Origin of the sequence: Janthinobacterium sp. SUN206 (assembly GCF_030587305.1) — a bacterium.
Classification (GTDB): Bacteria; Pseudomonadota; Gammaproteobacteria; order Burkholderiales; family Burkholderiaceae_D; genus Janthinobacterium; species Janthinobacterium kumbetense.
In genome coordinates this window covers 772,027-789,482 of record NZ_JAPWIB010000001.1, presented here as the reverse complement: position 1 = coordinate 789,482, position 17,456 = coordinate 772,027, and the positions used below count along the sequence as shown (strand labels likewise).

The window sequence follows — 17,456 nt, the reverse complement described above, 5'->3', positions numbered from 1 at the left end:
AATTATTCAACATCGCTGTTTGCTATTTCACTTTTCGAGCTTCTAACAACTCATCAATCTTGACGGGAAGTTGTAGAAATTTATCCACAATTACCGTTGACAATGGTATTTTGCACTCGCGAAGCATTCCGGCTATAAAACCATCAGCTCGAAAGACATCAACGTACGGTAGATAAATTGCATGATAGCAATCGGGGAAGTCACTAGACTTTGGACTTCTCGGCAGCTTAGCTGCGACTGACCGTCGCGCTATATGCATTGCCAATGTTACAGAACAAGTCAAACCCGGTGATGTTTGCCAGATATCTTCTGTAAGCTTCGGAGTCGCTCCAATTTGTAGTGCCAATTTATTTACTAGACGACTACTGCTGTTGGCCAGAACCTCATGGAACGCACGCACTGACAAGTCAAGTAGTTTCTTAGAATCGCCCACCGCTTCAGTTTGCTCCAGCATCATGAATTCGAACTGCTTACGTGCCTCATTAAGTGCAGTTTCAAACTCTTCTCCGATATTGCGTAGATGACGAGAGATATCAGAGGCTCTTTCCCAATCTTTTTTATACCAATTTCCAAATACTTCTAAGTCAGTTATTGATTCATGTAATGCTTTTAAAACCTCTTTGCGGGAAGCATTCCCGATAAAATATCTTCTAAATATGCGGATGGCGTCAGTTGTCAAAGGGAGGCTATTCAACATGATGTTTTCTGTTGTATTATTCGCCGCCCGCATTTCGCCATACCAAAGTGCTGAGGGTTTTCCATTTTTTAGATATTTTCTTCTTTCAATCCGCCCCATTTTTTCAATATCTTGCCGCACAGATTCTTCTACGTCAGGGATGATTTCAGAGAAATCAAATAAGGCTGGCAACCAATTGGCGTCACTTCGAAAAATGTGAGAGCGGCCATCGTTTGAATCTGAAGTTGCATTGGATGAGACTTCATAAGCCATTAAATCAATAGGGTGAACTAAGGAGTTATTTCTGCAAATTTTATGAATGGTCTTCAGTCTTTCAACTGCCGCTGGAATGGAATCCGGAGTTGTGGGGGCCGCCTCAACGACATGTGCTTCACTAAAGCGAATTTGAATTAGGCCTCCATCACGTTTTTTTAGTAGATAATTCAATACATCGCTATATCCGGATGACTTTTTTTTGATATTCGCGATATCGGAAAAATCGCTGCTGTCTAGATAAACTTGAATGGGTTGCAAAATAAAACCTTTGCCGTTAATTAAAATAAGTTTTATTGCTTAAGATGTTAATTATGGTGGCGTAACTTCCATTATTTGATATGCTTTTGCTGTTATGTCGCACGCTTCAGGCTGCACTTTCATCATTTCGCCTCCATCCCCAACATCCCCCGAACCACCGGCAAAATCATCCCCCAAGCATTCGACGTCGCCGCAATCTCGTCATAATGACTGGCACCGGGCAAGATCAGCACTTCCGCATGGTCGCCGGCTTTGATTGCCTTGGCTGCATAGTCGTGCGCGACTCTGGGTGGGGAGATGGTGTCGAGTTCGCCTGTGATCAGGACGGTGCGGCTGCCGTTGGGCATCAGGTCGGCGGCGTTGGTGTCGCTGTAGATGTCGGGGCGCTCGGTGCTGGCGCTGCCTGCCAGCTGGGCGATGTCGCGCTCGCAGCTGGTCTTGATCAAGTCTTTTTCATGGCGCAGGTCGGCCAGGCCGCCCAGGCTGACGATATTTTTCACTGGCAGGAACTGGTCGCGGTACAGGGGGCTGGTCTTGGGCAGCTTTTCCCTGCCTGCGATCCACTGCACCAGCTGGCCGCCGGCCGAGTGGCCCATGGCGACGATGCGCTTCACGTCCAGCTGGTATTGGGGCGCGTGCTGTTGCAGGCTGTCGAGCGCCGCGTGCATGTCTTCATAGGTGCCCGGATAGCCGCCGCCCGGCTCGTCCACGCGCCGGTACTCGACATTCCACACGGCGATGCCTTGCGCGACGAGGGCGCCAGCCACGTTGCGCATCTGTTGGATGCCGCCGAAGGCCACCGTCCAGCAGCCGCCATGCACGAGCACGACGACGGGAAACGGTCCGCTGCCGTCGGGCCGGAACAGCTGCGCGTATTGCGACGGTGCGGAGCCATACGCGATCTGCACCGTGGGCGGGGGGCCGTTCAGGGCCAGGTAGTCGTCCAGGCTCATGGGGGCGGCGACGGTGCCGTGGGCAGAGGCGAGCAGGGCGGTGGCGATCAGGGAGGAGGGCAAGGAGGTAGGCATGCTGGAATTCGCTTGAGAAGAGAGCAACACTTTAGCATAGGCCCGCGTGGGCGCAGAGATCAAGCGCTGCGCTGTTTTCCTCCTGCAAGAGGGGTGCCCCATGGTATATTTCGGGCATCAGTTTTCCCCTTATCGACACGGTGCACGCAAACAACATTCTTTCCTTGCTGGACGCCGAGCATACTGCGCTGGGCAGCATCGCGGCCGGCGCCGACCTGGCTCATGCATTGGAGCATTTGTTGCTGGCGCTGCAAGACCTGGCCGAGGGCGGCGCGCATGCCTGCCTCGTGCTCATCGACGAAGCCGACCGCTTTTGCGGCCTGTCCGCGCCCAGCCTGCCGCAAGACCTGTGCCTGGCCCTGCGCCACGGCGGCGACCAGCCATCCCCGTTCGGCACGGCGGCCTTTTCCGGCGCGCCCGTGTATTGCGGCGACATCACGCGTGACGTGAACTGGAGCGCCGGACGCAAGGAAGCCATGCTGCACGGCTACCGCGCCTGCTGGGTCGCCCCCGTCTTTGGCGCCAAGGGACATATCCTGGGCGTGCTGGGCCTGTTTTTCCAGGCGCCATGCCATCCCACGCAACCCGAGACCGAATTGCTGGCGCTGGCCGCGCGCGTGGCCGCGCATGTCATTGAGCGGGGCCAGCTGGAACAATCGCTGCACGACAGCCGCGAACATTTTCATTACGCCATAGAATTGAACACGCAAGTGCTGTGGACGGCCGACGTCGACGGCAAGCTCGATTATGTGGCGCAGCGCTGGCGCGAATGGACGGGTGGCAGCGGCCTGGGCACCAGCTGGCTGGACGCCATCCACCCCGAGGACGTGCCCCATTCCCTGGCGGCCTGGAGCGAAGCCGTGGGCAGCGGCCAGCCTTTCGACCAGGAAATGCGCGTGCGCCGGCAAGACGGCCGCTACCGCTGGATGCACTCGCGCGCCTACTGCCGCCAAGACGAGCGCGGCCAGCCCGCGAAATGGTATGGCTCGTGCGAGGATATCGACGAACACTGGCAGGCGCGCAACGCCTTGCTCGACAGCGAAGCGCAGTTCCGTTCGCTCGCTTCCACCATGCCCAACCAGGCCTGGCTGGCGCATGGCAGCGGCGCCACCTACTGGGTCAACGAGCAGGTCTGCGAATACACGGGACAGTCGCTGAAGTCGCTCGTCACCAGCGGTTTTCGCCATTGCGTGCATCCGGACGACGTGCAGGCCACGCAAAAAAGCTGGGAACGGGCCGTCGCCACCGCCAGCGCCTACGAACACGAGTTCCGCATGCGCCGCGCCAGCGACGGCGCCTACCGCTGGTTCCTGGCGCGCGCCTTGCCCCTGTTCGACGAGGCGGGCACTGTGCTGCGCTGGGTGGGCACGAATACGGACGTGCAGGAACAGAAGAACGTGCTGGAAAAGATGGCCTATCTGAATTCCTCGCTGGAAGTGGAAATGGCCAACCGCACGGCCGACCGCGACCGCATGTGGCGGCTGTCGACCGATATCATGCTGGTGGCGGACCTGGCCGGCATGATCATCGCCGTCAATCCCGCCTGGAGCAAGATCCTCGACCGGCCGGAAATTGAGTCGCTGGGCATGGATTTCATCAGCCTCGTGCATCCCGACGACCGCATGGCGGCCTTGAAGGACTTGTCGCGCCTGGCCCATGGCGCGCCCACCTTGCGCATGGAAAACCGCTACCGGCGCCGCGATGGCGGCTACCGCTGGATTTCCTGGACGGCCGTGCCGGCGCAAAAGCTGATCCACGCCATCGGCCGCGACGTCACGGACGAGAAGGAGGCGCGGCTGGCACTGGTGCGCAGCGAGCAAGCTTTATTGCAGGCACAGAAGCTGGAATCGATCGGCAAGCTGACGGGCGGCGTGGCCCACGATTTCAATAACGTGCTGCAAATTATCTCGGGCAATCTGCAGTTGCTGAAACTGACCGTGGCCGACAATCCGCAGGCGGCCAGGCGCCTCGCTTCGGCCGCCTCGGCCGTCGAGCGGGGCGCCAAGCTGTCGTCGCAACTGCTGGCCTTTGCGCGGCGTCAACCTTTGCGGCCGCTGGTGACGGACCTGGGACGCTTGCTGCGCCGCATGCATGAGCTGATCCGCCGTGCCCTGGGCGAAGCGATTGCCGAGGAAACCTTCATCAGCGAAGGCTTGTGGCATACCCTGGTCGACCCGAACCAGATGGAAAACGTGCTGCTGAACATGGCCATCAACGCGCGCGACGCGATGGAGAAGGGCGGGCGCCTCACTTTTACCTTGAGCAACGTCACGCTCGATGCGGACTACGCCAGCCGGCATGCCGACGTGCTGGAAGGGCAATACGTGCTGCTGACCATCACCGACACGGGCCACGGCATGGCGCGCGACGTGATCGACCAGATCTTCGAGCCCTTCTTCACCACCAAGCGCGAAGGCGAGGGCACGGGCCTGGGCCTGTCCATGGCCTACGGCTTCATCCGCCAGAGCGCGGGCCACATCAAGGTGCACAGCGCGCCGGGCGCCGGCACGACGTTCAAGATTTATCTGCCCCGTTCGCTGGAAACACTGGCCGAGCCGCCGCCGGGCCTGACGGGCCCCGTGCTGGGCGGCAGCGAGACCATCCTCGTGGTGGAAGACGATGCTCCAGTGCAACATACGGTGGTCGACATGCTGCGCGGCCTCGGCTACGACGTGCTGCATGCGGATGACGGCGCCTCGGCCCTGGCCCTGCTGGGCACGGGCGTGGCCATCGACCTGCTGTTTACGGACGTCGTCATGCCGGGGCCCGTCAGCAGCAAGGAACTGGCGCAGCAGGCGAGGCTGCTGCTGCCGGAACTGGCCGTCTTGTTTACTTCGGGCTATACGCACAATGCCATCATGCAGGGCGGGCGGCTGGATCCGGGTGTTGAATTGTTGAGCAAACCGTATCAGCGCGAAGACCTGGCGCGGCGCATCCGCCACGTGCTGGCCGACCGCCGCCTGGTCGGCGCACCGGACCCGTCCGGGCGGCGCATCCTGCTGGTGGAAGACAATGACGATGCGCGCGAAATGACGACGGAAATGCTCAATATGCTGGGCCACACCGTGCACGGCGTGTCCAGCGCCGAGGAAGCCTTGCCCCTGCTGGCCTTGCCGGGCCTGGACGTGCTGGTGACGGACATCAGCCTGCCCACCATGTCCGGCCTGGAACTGGCGCGCCATGCGCGCGCGCACTGGCCGCAGCTGGACGTGGTATTTGCTTCCGGGCACGATTGGGGCGCCAGCCTGATGCAGGACGCCAGCGCGCGCTTCCTGCGCAAGCCGTTTGGCCTGGAAGAGCTGGCCGGCGCACTGAAGGCGCGCCGGCTCGACGTTTACTAGCCTGTCGGCAGCAAGGCTTGCTGCAATTGCTCGACGGTAAATGGTTTCACCAGGAAGCGCGCTTGCGGGTCCAGCACGCCGGAATTGGCCGGCGCGTGGCCCGTGGAAAACACCACTTCCAGCCGCGGATGGTCGCGCGCCACCAGTTCGGCCAGCTCGGCTCCCGACATCCGGGGCAGGCTGATATCGGTCAGCAGCAGGTCCAGCCCCGGCGTGTCCAGCAGGGGCAAGGCTTCCTCGGCCGTGCCCACGGCCAGCACCGTGTGTCCCAGCATGGACAGCAGGTCGCCCGTCATGGCGCGCGCGTCCGCATTGTCTTCCACCAGGAGGATGTGACGCATACCCGGCGGCGCTGTTGCCGGCTGCGGCGGCAGCTGCGCGCGGTACTGGTGCAGGGCTGTCACGTGGCGGCCATTCGCCAGCAAGTGGCGGATGCGCCGCGCCAGGTCTTCGCGCCGGTATGGCTTGCTCAACAATTCCACGCCCGGTTCCAGCCGCCCGCCCTGCATGATGGCGTCCTGCGTATAGCCCGAGGTGAACAGCACGGCCAGCTGCGGCAGCAGCACGCGCGCCTGGCGCGCCAGCGCCGTGCTGGCCACCTTGCCTGGCATCACCACGTCCGTAAACAGCAGGTCGATGGGCACGCCGCTGCCGATGATGGCCAGCGCGCTTTCGCCATCGCTGGCGCGCAGCACGGCATAGCCGAGGCCGCGCAACATGTCCACCACCGTCGTCTGCACCTGCACGTCGTCTTCCACGACGAGGATGGTTTCCTTGCCGCCCAGCACGGGGCCGCCCAGCTGCAGCGGCAGTTCCGTTTCCGCTTCGAGCGAGCGCGGCAGATAGATGCGGAAGGTGCTGCCATGGCCCGGCAGGCTGTCCACCGTCAGGTGGCCGCCGCTCTGGCGCAGGAAACCGTACGCCATGCTCAAACCCAGTCCCGTGCCTTCGCCTTCTTTCTTGGTCGTGAAGAACGGCTCGAAAATCTTGTCCAGCAGTTCTGCGGGAATGCCCGTGCCCGTGTCGGACACGGCCAGCTGCACGTAGTCGCCGGGCGCCACGTCCGCATGGCGCGCCGCGTAGTCGCTGCCCAGCACGCTGTTGCTGAGTTCGATGGTCAGCTGGCCCTGGCCCTCCATGGCGTCGCGCGCGTTGATGGCCAGGTTGAGGATGACGTTTTCCAGCTGGTGCGGATCGACCAGGGCGCGCCAGCAGTCGTCGGCCAGCAGCAAGCGCGTCTCGATGGTTTCGCCGGTGGCGCGCCGCAGCAGCTCTTCCGTTGCGCGCAGCAGCTGCGCCAGGTCCGTCACCAGCGGTTTTAGCGGTTGACGCCGCGCAAAGGCCAGCAACTGGGCCGACAGCTTGGCGCCCCGTTCCACGGCGGCCGAGGCGCTGGCGATGCGCTTGGCGGTCAGCGGGTCGTTGTCCAGGCCCAGCTGCAGCAATTGCAAATTGCCCGAGATAATTTGCAGCACGTTATTGAAGTCGTGGGCCACGCCGCCCGTCAGCTTGCCCAGCGCTTCGAGCTTTTGCGATTGCAGCAGGGCCATTTCGCTGTGGCGCAACGATTCCTGCATGCGGCGCAAGGTATTCTGCGCTTCCTTTTCCAGGGTGACGTGGCGTCCGGTGGCAAACACCAGGTCGCCTTCGATTGCCGCCACCCACGACAGCCAGCGGTGGCCGCCGTCGCGGTGCCGGTAGCGGTTTTCAAAGCTGGGCATGGATTCCTTGCCGACTTGCAGCAAGGCCTGGCGCGTGGCGGCGGCATCCTCGGGCAGCACGAAGTCGAAGATGCTGCGGCCCAGCATTTCCTCGGGCAACCAGCCCAGGATGGCGCCAGCGGCCGGGTTGACGGCGGCAAAGCAGCCTTCGCCATCGATGGCCACCATCAAGTCTTGCGCGCTGCGCCATAGCCGCTCGCGCTCGCTGTTGCGCGCGGCCAGGTCCGCTTCCAGTTTCTTTTCCACGGTGATGTCGCGCGCGCTGCAATACACCTTGTCGCCTTCTGGCACGGCCACCCACGACAGCCAGTGCCAGCCGCCCAGCTTGTGGCGGTAGCGGTTTTCGAAGCGCAAGGCGGGCTGGCCCTGGTTGGCCGCCTCCCAGGCCGCATGGGTGCGCGGCAAGTCGTCCGGATGGATCAGTTCGAGGAATTTCGTCGTGCGGATTTCCTCTGCCGACCAGCCCAGGGTGGCTTGCCAGGCGGGGTTCGAGTGTTCGAAATAGCCGTCGAGGTTGAGCACGCCCAGCAAATCGGGGCTGACGTTCCAGGTGCGGCCGAACTCGCGCGTGCGCTCGGCCACCTGCGTTTCCATGCTGGCACTGAGGGCGCGCAGGCGCGCTTCCGCCTGGGCCCGCAAAATGGTCGACCAGACCCGTTCCGACACTTGCACGGCCAGTTCGATCTCGTCCGCATGCCACAGGCGGGCCGCGCGGCTGTGCACGACGAACAGGGCCGCCAGCTGGCCATCCTTGGCAATGGGAATGTTCAGGAAGGCACGGATGCCCAGGCGCGCAAACGTGGCTTGCGCGGCGGGCTGGGCCGTGCGCGGGTCATTCATCACGTCGCTGACGGCAAGCGCCTGGCCCGTGGCAAGCGCCTCGGCCAGGCCTGCCGCGCAATCGCCGAGGAAATATTCGCCGGCGGCGCCCGGCGCCAGGCCATCGCTCCACGCATGCTGCAGGGTGGGGCACTGCAGGACCTGGTCAATATCGAAACACGCCACTTGCTGGGCGCCCAGGCGCTGGCCCAGCAGCTGGGCCGACAGGGCGAGGATCTCGCCCGTGTCTTGCAGCAGGCGCAGCCGGCGTTCCAGTTGCAGCAGGAAGGCCACGCCGCTGGCGCCGGCCTGGCTGCTGGTGGCAGGGGAGCTGGTCATGCGGGCCTCAGCTTCCGGCCAGTGGCAGGGTGACGCTGAACAGGGCGCCATTGCCGGGCTGGCTTTGAAGGGTGATGGCGCCGCCGTGCGCGTCGACCAGCTGCTTGGTGATGAACAGGCCCAGGCCCAGGCCGCCCGTGCGGTCCTGGTGGATGACGCGCTCGAAGGCGTCGAAGATGCGTTCCTGGTCGCGCGCATTGATGCCGATGCCATGGTCGCGCACTTCGATGACGGCGCTGTTCTGCGTGTGCGCCAGGCTGATTTCCACAGGCTGGCCCTGGCCGTAGCGCACGGCATTACTGATCAGGTTGACAACAATTTGCTCGACGCGGAAGGCATCCCAGAAACCCTGGATGGGTTCGAAGGCCAGCACTTCCAGCACGCTGCCCGTCGTGGCCGCATACGGTGCCAGGTCGTCAGCCACCCGGCGCACGAGGCTGGTCAGGTCGACGGCTTCGCGGCGGATCGACAGCTTGCCGCTGGTGATGCGCGACACGTCGAGCATGTCGTCGATCAGGCGCACCATGCTGCGGATTTGCCGCCCGTCGCGCGCCACCATCTTGCCCAGCTTTTCCGGTTCGAAGGCGGCCAGGTTGCCCCGTTCCAGGTTGACGGTGCGCATCTGCGTTTCCAGGAACAGCGTGTTCAGCGGCGTGCGCAGCTCGTGCGCCACCATGGACATGAATTCGTCGCGCAGCCGTAGCGAACGCTGCAGTTCCGCCTGGGTGGCGCGCAATTCTTTCAGCAGCGCTTCCTGCTGCTGGCGGCTGTGCTCGAGCGCCTGCACCTGGCGCCGCGTTTCGCTGCGCTGCTGGTGCAGGGCAACGAAGACGTTGACCTTGCTTTGCACGGCATTGATGTCGAGCGGCTTGTGCAGGAAATCGACGGCGCCGCTTTCATAGCCCTGGAAGGCGAAATTCATTTCCTTGCCGGCCGCCGTGACGAAGACGATGGGGATGTGGCGCGTTTTTTCCGTGCCGCGCATCAATTGCGCCAGCTCAAAGCCATCCATTTCCGGCATTTGCACGTCGAGGATGGCCAGCGCGAAATCGTGTTCCAGCAGCAGGGCCAGCGCTTCTTCGCCCGAGGATGCCTGGTAGACGCTGCGGTCGCTCTCGCGTATCAACGCATTGAGCGCGCGCAAGTTTTCCGGCAAGTCGTCAACGATCAGCAGTTTGGTGCTTGTTTCATTCATCATGTTTCATTCCTGGCATGGCTTTGCCGTCCAGCGTAGTGGGAAGCGGCGTGCGACGGCGCACGCTTGCGGTAGAGCTTTTCGGGACCCGGCAATGGCTCGAATTCGGCGGCAAAGCGGGTGAAATGCGTGCTTTCCTTGCTGCCCAGGCCCAGGAAACCCCGGTGGCACAGCGAGTCGTGGAACAGGCCCAGGGCCCGTTCCTGCAAGGTTTTGTTGAAGTAAATCAGCACGTTACGGCAGCAAATCAATTGCGTTTCAATAAAAACACTGTCCGTGGACAGGCTGTGGTCGGCAAAGTTGATCCTATCGAGCAGGCGCTGCTGGAAGCGCGCTGTCGCATGCTCGGCCGTGTAGTAATCGGCCAGCTGGCCCAGGCCGCCCGCGGCCAGGTAGTTGGCGCCGTACTCATCGAGCCGGTGCAGCGTATACACGCCGCGCGCGGCCGTGGCCAGCGCTTGCGGATTGATGTCCGTGGCGTAAATCGTGCTGCGTTCGAGCAAGCCTTCCTCGTACAGCAGGATGGCCAGCGACAGCGCTTCTTCGCCCGTGCAGCAGCCGGCCACCCAGATGGTCGGCGACGGGTAGGTTTTCAGCACGGGCACCACCTGTTCGCGCAAGGCGCGGAAAAACGCCGGGTCGCGGAACATTTGCGTGACGGGCACGGTCAAAATCTGCAGCAGCTTGCCAAAGGCGGCGGCATCGTCCAGCACCAGCTGCTGCAAGGCGGGCAGGTCGGCGCAATGCAGGCGTTCTAGCGCCTGATGCAGGCGCCGCCGCTGCGAGGGTAAAGAGTAGTCGCGGAAGTCATAGCTGTAGCGCTGATAGATTGCCTCCATCAGCGCCTGCAGTTGTGCGTCCGTGGTGCGCTGGGACATCAGCGCCGCTCCCGGGCATGGCGTGTCATCACATGCGTTCCATCTTCGGCATCCACACGCGCAGCAGCGAATACAAACGGTCCAGGTCGATCGGCTTGGCCAGGTAGTCGGACGCGCCCGCCTGCAGGCATTCTTCCTGGTCATTTTTCATGGCCTTGGCCGTGATGGCGATGATGGGCAGCTTGTTGTAGCGGCCATCGGCGCGGATCAAGCGCGTCGCTTCCAGGCCATCCATGCCCGGCATCATGACATCCATCAATACGAGGTCGATATCGTCCACGCTGTTGAGCTTGCTGATGGCTTCGAAGCCGTTGCGGCCGATTTCCACCACCACGCCTTTCTGTTCCAGCGCATTCGTCAGGGCAAAGATATTGCGCACGTCGTCGTCCACCAGCAAGATCTTGCGCCCTTCAAACACGCGTTCGCGGCTGCGCACCTGCTGCAGCATGCCCTGGCGCTCGCTCGACAGTTCCGACTCCACCTTGTGCAGGAAGAGGGTGACTTCGTCCAGCAGGCGTTCGGGCGAGCGGGCGCCCTTGATGATGATGGAGCGCGAATACTTCATCAGGTCCGCTTCTTCTTCGCGGCTCAGGTTGCGGCCCGTGTAGACGATGACGGGCGGGAACGAGCACAACTCTTCATGTTCCATGCGTTCGAGCAATTCGTTGCCCTGGATATCGGGCAGTTTCAAGTCGATGATCATGCAGTCGAAAATCTGTGTTTTCAGCAATTCCAGCGCCTGCTCGCCCAGCGCCACGGCCGTGATTTCCACGTCGTCGTCGCTGATCAGGTGCACCACGCTTTCGCGCTGGCGTTCGTCGTCCTCGACCAGCAGGATGCGCTTCATCTTTTGCGTGAACTTCGATTCGAGCTTGCGGAACACTTCCTTCAGCTGCTCGCGCGTGCGCGGCTTGGTGGCGTAGCCGATGGCGCCCAGTTGCATGGCTTCCTGCATCTGGTCGTTGCCGGAGACGATGTGCACGGGAATGTGGCGCGTCAGCGGGTTTTCCTTGAGCTGCTGCAAGACCAGCAAGCCCGGACGGTCCGGCAAGCCCATGTCGAGCAGGATGGCGTCGGGCAGGAATTCTTGCGCCAGGCGCAAGCCTTCGTCGGCACCGTGCGCCACCAGGCAGCGGTATTGCATTTCATGCGCGAGGTCGAACAGGATGCCGGCAAACGACGGCTCATCCTCGATCACCAGCACGGAACGCTGGCCCGTCTTGGCTGCGGGCACGCTATTCCTGTCATCCTCGAAGGTGGGCAGCGGCACGGGCTTGGCGGCAGGCGCCGCCTTGGGGGCGGCGGCCGCGATTCTGGCGGGGGGCTGCGGCGCGGCGGCGGGCACGGTGACCGCTTCCGCCGCGCGTTCCGGCATGACGGCCGGCAGCACGAGGGTGAACGTGCTACCCTGGCCGGGCGTGCTGGCCAGCTCGATGCTGCCACCGAGCAAGGCTGCCAGGTCGCGCGAAATCGACAGGCCCAGGCCCGTGCCGCCGTAGCGGCGGCTGGTGGTGCCGTCGGCCTGGTGGAAGGCGTCGAAAATCTTGTGCTGCTGGTCGCCGGCGATGCCGATGCCCGTATCCTGCACCTGGAAGCGCACCTGGCCGGCCGCAGCGGTGCTCACGTGCAGGGACACGCTGCCCGTGTCGGTAAACTTGATGGCGTTCGACAGCAGGTTTTTCAGGATTTGCTCGAGGCGCTGGCGGTCGCTGACAAACGATGGCGGGGCGTCCGGCGCCACCTTGACGTCCAAGGCGAGTTTCTTTTGCTGCGCCTGGGCGCCGAACAGCATCTTCATGCTGCTGAGCAGCTCGTCGAAGGGCACGGCTTCCGGCGTCAATTCCAGCTTGCCCGCCTCGACCTTGGAAATGTCGAGGATATCGTTGATGAGGGTCAACAAATCGTTGCCGGCCGAATAAATGGTTTGCGCAAACGTCACTTGCTCCGGCGTCAGGTTGCCGCTGGTATTGTCCGACAGCAGCTTCGACAGGATGAGCGAGCTATTCAGTGGCGTGCGCAGTTCGTGCGACATGTTCGCCAGGAATTCGGATTTATAGCGGCTGGCCCGCTGCAGCTCTTCGGCGCGCGCTTCCAGCTGTGCATGGGCTTCGCCGATGGCCATGTTTTTCTGGTCCAGCGACAGCGCCTGCACGGCCAGCTGCTCGTTCGACTGTTCCAGTGCCGCCTTTTGCTCTTCCAGGTGGGCTTGCGACTGTTCCAGCACGCGCGACTGCTCGCCCAGCTCCTCATTGGCCGTACGCAATTCTTCCTGCTGCACTTCCAGTTCTTCATTCAATTGCTGGGTTTCTTCCAGTACATTTTGCAGGCGCTGGCGGTACAGGGCCGCTTCCAGCGAGGTGCCGACATTCGCGGCAATCAGGCTCAGCCATTCCTTGGCGCGGGCACTGACGGGATGCGTGAAGCCCAGTTCGATGACGCCGTTGACGACGCCTTCGTTATTGACGGGCGTCAAGACCAGTTCCAGCGGCGTGCCGTGGCCCAGGCTCGACGTCACGGTCAGGTAATTCTCGGGTACTTGCTGCACATGCTTGAGGCGCTTTTCGCGCGCCGTCTCGCCCACCAGGCCTTCGCCTAGCTTGAAGACGGGCTTGTCCTTGACGCCCTGGTCGCTGAAGCCGTACACGGCCGTGCGGCGCAGGCTGCCATCCTCGTCGACGACGTACAGGGTGGCGACGGCCACGTCGAGGCGGTGGGCCAGGAAGTCCAGCACGTGCCGTCCCAGTTGCGGCAGGCCCAGCTGGCCGCTCGTGTGGGCCGCCAATTCCGTCTGCCCAGTGCGCAGCCACGCCTGCTCTTGCAGCACGTCGTTATCCTTGCCGCGCTGCTCGAGCGCATCGTTGTAGATGTCGGACAGGCGCAGCAGTTCGCGCCGTCCCAGGTAGGCGAGCAAGCCCGACAATCCCAGGCTGAGGATGAGGAAGACCACCACGGCCAGCATGGTGCGGCTTTCGGCCGTATCGGCCCGTTCCTGGCGCAAGCGCTGCTCCATGGACAGGAAGGCGAGGAATTCGCGGCGGATTTCGTCAAATTCCAGCTTGCCTTCGCCCTGGCGCACGCGCGCGAGGAATTCCTGGTTGCTGCGGCGCTGGGCGATCACGCCTTCGGCATAATCGAGCCACTGGCCTTGCAGCGCGCGGATGCGGCGCAGACGGTCGACCTGGATGGGGCTGTCGGACACCAGTTCCAGCAGCGTGTTCATTTCGACGGCGATCTTTGCCTTGCCTGATTTATATGGCGCCAAAAACGTTTCGTCGCCCGTCAGCAAGTAGCCGCGCATGCCCGTTTCCAGGTCGACGGACAATTTCATGACTTCGTTCGCATTGCCGATCACCCGTTCGGAATGCTCGACCGAGCGCAGGGCCGACAGCAGGTAGGCGATCAGGGCGACGAACACGAGGGCCGTGATGACCCCGATGACCAGCGGCAAGGTGACGTTGCGGGCGAGGATGCGGCGAAAGCTGAAGGAATCGATCGGGGTCTTGGTATTCATCATGTCCGTGTAAGGCTGTCGCGAAAGAATCAATTTTAATTGAAATGCAAGTTTTCTGGTGGTCAAGCATGGCGTGCGCTAGCATAACAGTCTTGTGCCCAATTGCCGACTCGCACGCCTGTGCAAGGCGAGGCAACGCACAGATCAAAGTGGCGGGAAAATCAAGCTGGCCACGATTGAGGCAGATCAAAGAGATTGGCTGTTGTCATCCTAAGATGCAGGAGGTGGCGGCGTCCTTGCAGGCGGCCGCCGTGTGCAAGCCAGCCCATGCAGGAGGACATCATGGCCAATCATTTGATCCACCGCGATCCGCAGCACCCGCTGGGACGTTTCGACCCCTTCAGCGACATGGAAGAATTCATGCGCGACTTTTTCGCGCCCGCCTTGCATGTGCGCGACGTGGGCAATGGGCGCATGCGTGTCGACATTGCCGAAACCGAACAAGCCTATCTGTTGCAGGCGGACATTCCAGGCGTGAATAAAGACGATATCCAGGTGTCCATCGATGGCAACCGCGTCTCCATCAGCGCCGAACTCAAGAATGAAAGGGTGACGCGCGACGGCGGCGGCAAGGTCGTGCGCAGCGAACGCGAGTATGGCCAGCAATACCGCAGCTTCGTGCTGCAGCATGAGGTGGACGAGGCCGGTGCGCAGGCCCGCTATGAAAATGGCGTGCTGCTGCTGGACTTGCCGAAGAAGGAAGGCACGGGCGGGCGGCAGCTGGCGATACAGTGAGCGTGACCAGGAAGCGTGGCGTCAAGCTGGCGCGGGGATGAAAAAAACGCCGGACGGAGCCGGCGTTTTTCAGTGCTGTGCGTACTGCACACTATATATATGTCAGTCGCGGATTTCCAGTGCCCGGTTCAGGCTCAGGGCGGCCAGCGAGGCGACGGCGCCCGACAGCAGGTAGAAGCTGACGTAGGCAAGGCCGAAGTTGGCTGACAGGCCCAGCGCCACCAGCGGAGCGAAGCCGGCGCCGACCAGCCAGGCCAGGTCGGACGTCAGGGCCGCGCCCGTATAGCGGAAGCGGGCAGGGAAGTTGGCCGTCACGGCGCCGGCTGCCTGGCCATAGGACAAGCCCAGCAGGCTGAAGCCAACGAGGATGAACACGTCCTGGCCCGTATTGCCGCCACCCATCAGGGTCGGCACGAAGGCGCTGAAGATGGCGATCAGCACGGCCAGCACGCCCAGGGTGGTGCGGCGGCCCACTTTATCGGCCAGCAAGCCGGAAATCACCACGCCGACGGCGGCCAGCACGGCGCCCAGCATCTGGATTTGCAGGAAGTCCGGCGCGGAACGCGTCTGGTAGACGGAAATCCACGACAGCGGGAACACGGTCACCAGGTGGAACAGTGCATAGCTGGCCAGCGCGGCGAGGGCGCCGATCAGCACGTTGCGGCCCTGGCCGCGGCTCATTTCAAATACGCTCACGGGCTGCAGTTCGCGTTCGTCGAGCAGGCGCGCATATTCATTCGTCGACACCAGGCGCAGACGGGCAAACAGGGCGACCACGTTGATGGCGAAGGCCACATAGAAAGGATAACGCCAGCCCCAGTCGAGGAAATCTTCATCCGTCAGGGTGGTCAGCATGAACCAGAACAGGCCGGCGGCGATCAGGAAGCCGGCGGGCGCGCCCAGCTGGCCCAGCATGGCGTACCATCCCCGCTTGTTTTCCGGCGCGTTCAGGGCCAGCAGCGACGGCAAGCCATCCCACGAACCGCCCAGCGCCACGCCCTGGCCGATGCGCAGCACGGACAGCCAGATGATGGCGGCAAAACCCAGGTGGGAATACGTCGGCAGGAAGGCGATGCCGGCCGTCGACACGCCCAGCAGGAAGAGGGCGAAGGTCAGCTTGGCGCTGCGTCCCATGCGGCGCTGGATCTCCATGAAGATCACGGTGCCGAACGGACGGGCGATGAAGGCGAACGAGAAAATCAGGAAGGCATATAAAGTCCCTTCCAGGCGCTCTTCGAATGGGAAGAAGACGCGCGGAAACACCAGCACCGAGGCGATGGCGTAGACAAAGAAGTCAAAGTATTCGGAAGCGCGGCCGATGATCACGCCGACGGCGATCTCACCGGGGTCGATATGCGATTCGACCGTGCCGGCCCCGCTTGCGTCGCGCAGGGAGTGAGGGGAAAAGTCGGCGGGTACATCCCCGCTGTGTATGCGCGTGCTGGACATGATGATCGTCTCCAATATAGTTTCGAGTTCGGCCAACGCGTAACATACCCCGGGTGTCTCACGCCCGGAGTAGGACTATTCAATAGATAGCTGTAGGAAAACTCCGCAACTACCGAGTGAAAATCCGAGCAAGGGGTAGGACAAAACGTCCAATTGCCAACGCGCTCCAGTGAGAATACAGTACCATATCTTCATCCCCTGTACTGGACTTTCCTGTATGTTTTCATTAAAAGTTCGTCGCGGACTGCTTCTTTTACCTCTCGCATTGTTGGCTGGTTGCAATACGGTGGTACTGAATCCGTCCGGAGACATCGCAGTTCAGCAAGGCAATCTGATTGTCATCTCGACATTGCTGATGCTGTTGATTATCGTTCCGGTAATCGCCCTGACCCTGCTTTTCGCATGGCGCTATAGAAAAAACAACACCGCGGCCAAATACGAGCCGGACTGGGACCACTCGACTCGCCTCGAGCTGATCATCTGGGGCGCGCCCCTGCTGATCATCATCGTGCTGGGCCTGCTGACCTGGATCAGCACCCACACCCTCGATCCTTATCGTCCGCTGAGCCGTATCGACGCCAACCGTCCGATTCCTGCCAGCCACAAGCCGATGATCGTCGAAGTCGTGGCGCTGGACTGGAAATGGCTGTTCATCTACCCGGAGCAAGGCATCGCTTCCGTGAATGAACTGTACGCGCCAGTCGATCGTCCGATCCGCTTCAAGATCACCGCGTCGTCCGTCATGAACTCGTTCTTCATCCCCGCACTGGCAGGTCAGATCTACGCCATGCCTGGCATGGAAACGCAGCTGAATGCCGTCATCAACAAGCCTGGCGTCTACAAGGGCTTTTCCGCCAACTACAGCGGTGCCGGTTTCTCGGGCATGCGCTTCAAGTTCCACGGCGTGAATGATGCGGACTTCGACAAATGGGTGGAATCGGCACGTGCCGGTGGCGGCGCGCTGAACCGCGACGACTACCTGTCGCTGGCCCAGCCTAGCGAACGCGACCCGGTCCGCCGCTACAGCGCCGTACCTAGCGATCTGTACAAGGCAATTCTGAACCGCACCATCGTTTCCGACGCTCTGTGCGTGACGCCGGTCGAGCCATACAAATTGACGATGGCAAATAGCCCGGTAGCGGCCGTAACGGCAGTAGTCGCTAGCGATGCAGTAGTTGAAAAGGGCGTTCAAGCCAAGTAACGACTGCATGAATCCCGCAGCGCATTGCG

The 17,456-nt window shown here is 62.0% G+C and carries 10 protein-coding genes; 3 read left to right on the top strand and 7 right to left on the bottom strand.

Annotation, left to right across the window (positions count from 1 at the left end; all coding sequences use genetic code 11):
• Window positions 1–22: 22 nt before the first annotated feature.
• Both O3300_RS03345 and O3300_RS03340 read right to left on the bottom strand, forming a co-directional pair.
• Entirely contained in the window at window positions 23–1,210 is a 1,188-nt protein-coding gene (locus tag O3300_RS03345) for a hypothetical protein (protein WP_305052032.1), read from the bottom strand.
• Window positions 1,211–1,332: 122 nt separating this feature from the next.
• Complete coding sequence (locus tag O3300_RS03340; RefSeq protein WP_305052031.1) at window positions 1,333–2,238, bottom strand: alpha/beta hydrolase; 906 nt, start codon at window positions 2,236–2,238, stop codon at window positions 1,333–1,335.
• A gap of 140 nt (window positions 2,239–2,378) precedes the next feature.
• Between O3300_RS03340 and O3300_RS03335 the strand changes: the two genes are divergently transcribed.
• A complete protein-coding gene (locus tag O3300_RS03335) occupies window positions 2,379–5,579 on the top strand; it encodes a PAS domain-containing protein (RefSeq protein ID WP_305052030.1) in 3,201 nt (1,066 codons plus the stop codon).
• Here the strand turns inward: O3300_RS03335 and O3300_RS03330 are convergent.
• From O3300_RS03330 to O3300_RS03315, 4 genes are read right to left on the bottom strand one after another with little or no spacing between them, the layout of a single operon-like run.
• Window positions 5,576–8,458, bottom strand: a complete 2,883-nt coding sequence (locus O3300_RS03330; RefSeq protein WP_305052029.1) for a PAS domain S-box protein — start codon at window positions 8,456–8,458, stop codon at window positions 5,576–5,578. The genes O3300_RS03335 and O3300_RS03330 overlap by 4 nt on opposite strands.
• Window positions 8,459–8,465: 7 nt before the next feature.
• Complete coding sequence (locus O3300_RS03325; RefSeq protein ID WP_305052028.1) at window positions 8,466–9,656, bottom strand: hybrid sensor histidine kinase/response regulator; 1,191 nt, start codon at window positions 9,654–9,656, stop codon at window positions 8,466–8,468.
• Window positions 9,653–10,531 (bottom strand): protein-glutamate O-methyltransferase CheR, encoded by an 879-nt coding sequence (locus O3300_RS03320; protein ID WP_305052027.1) that lies wholly within the window; start codon window positions 10,529–10,531, stop codon window positions 9,653–9,655. Before O3300_RS03320 ends, O3300_RS03325 begins: the two co-directional genes overlap by 4 nt.
• Before the next feature lie 28 nt (window positions 10,532–10,559).
• A complete protein-coding gene (locus tag O3300_RS03315) occupies window positions 10,560–14,042 on the bottom strand; it encodes a response regulator (protein ID WP_305052026.1) in 3,483 nt (1,160 codons plus the stop codon).
• A gap of 282 nt (window positions 14,043–14,324) precedes the next feature.
• On the opposite strand from O3300_RS03315, the gene O3300_RS03310 reads away from it, so the two are divergent.
• The gene (locus O3300_RS03310) at window positions 14,325–14,777 is read left to right on the top strand and encodes an Hsp20/alpha crystallin family protein (RefSeq protein ID WP_289904919.1); all 453 of its coding nucleotides are present in this window, start codon (window positions 14,325–14,327) and stop codon (window positions 14,775–14,777) included.
• Window positions 14,778–14,879: 102 nt separating this feature from the next.
• On the opposite strand, the gene O3300_RS03305 is transcribed toward O3300_RS03310, so the two are convergent.
• The gene (locus O3300_RS03305) at window positions 14,880–16,226 is read right to left on the bottom strand and encodes an MFS transporter (RefSeq protein ID WP_099667920.1); all 1,347 of its coding nucleotides are present in this window, start codon (window positions 16,224–16,226) and stop codon (window positions 14,880–14,882) included.
• 217 nt (window positions 16,227–16,443) lie between these two features.
• On the opposite strand from O3300_RS03305, the gene cyoA reads away from it, so the two are divergent.
• Complete coding sequence (cyoA, locus tag O3300_RS03300; protein WP_251348654.1) at window positions 16,444–17,427, top strand: ubiquinol oxidase subunit II; 984 nt, start codon at window positions 16,444–16,446, stop codon at window positions 17,425–17,427.
• Window positions 17,428–17,456: the final 29 nt, after the last annotated feature.

Excerpts from the sequence above, each read along its gene's own strand:
- O3300_RS03340 (WP_305052031.1), bottom strand. The coding sequence starts at position 2,238 with ATGCCTACCTCCTTGCCCTCCTCCCTGATCGCCACCGCCCTGCTCGCC.
- O3300_RS03330 (WP_305052029.1), bottom strand. The coding sequence starts at position 8,458 with ATGACCAGCTCCCCTGCCACCAGCAGCCAGGCCGGCGCCAGCGGCGTG.
- O3300_RS03325 (WP_305052028.1), bottom strand. The coding sequence starts at position 9,656 with ATGATGAATGAAACAAGCACCAAACTGCTGATCGTTGACGACTTGCCG.
- O3300_RS03320 (WP_305052027.1), bottom strand. The coding sequence starts at position 10,531 with ATGTCCCAGCGCACCACGGACGCACAACTGCAGGCGCTGATGGAGGCA.
- O3300_RS03315 (WP_305052026.1), bottom strand. The coding sequence starts at position 14,042 with ATGAATACCAAGACCCCGATCGATTCCTTCAGCTTTCGCCGCATCCTC.
- O3300_RS03310 (WP_289904919.1), top strand. The coding sequence starts at position 14,325 with ATGGCCAATCATTTGATCCACCGCGATCCGCAGCACCCGCTGGGACGT.
- O3300_RS03305 (WP_099667920.1), bottom strand. The coding sequence starts at position 16,226 with ATGTCCAGCACGCGCATACACAGCGGGGATGTACCCGCCGACTTTTCC.
- cyoA (WP_251348654.1), top strand. The coding sequence starts at position 16,444 with ATGTTTTCATTAAAAGTTCGTCGCGGACTGCTTCTTTTACCTCTCGCA.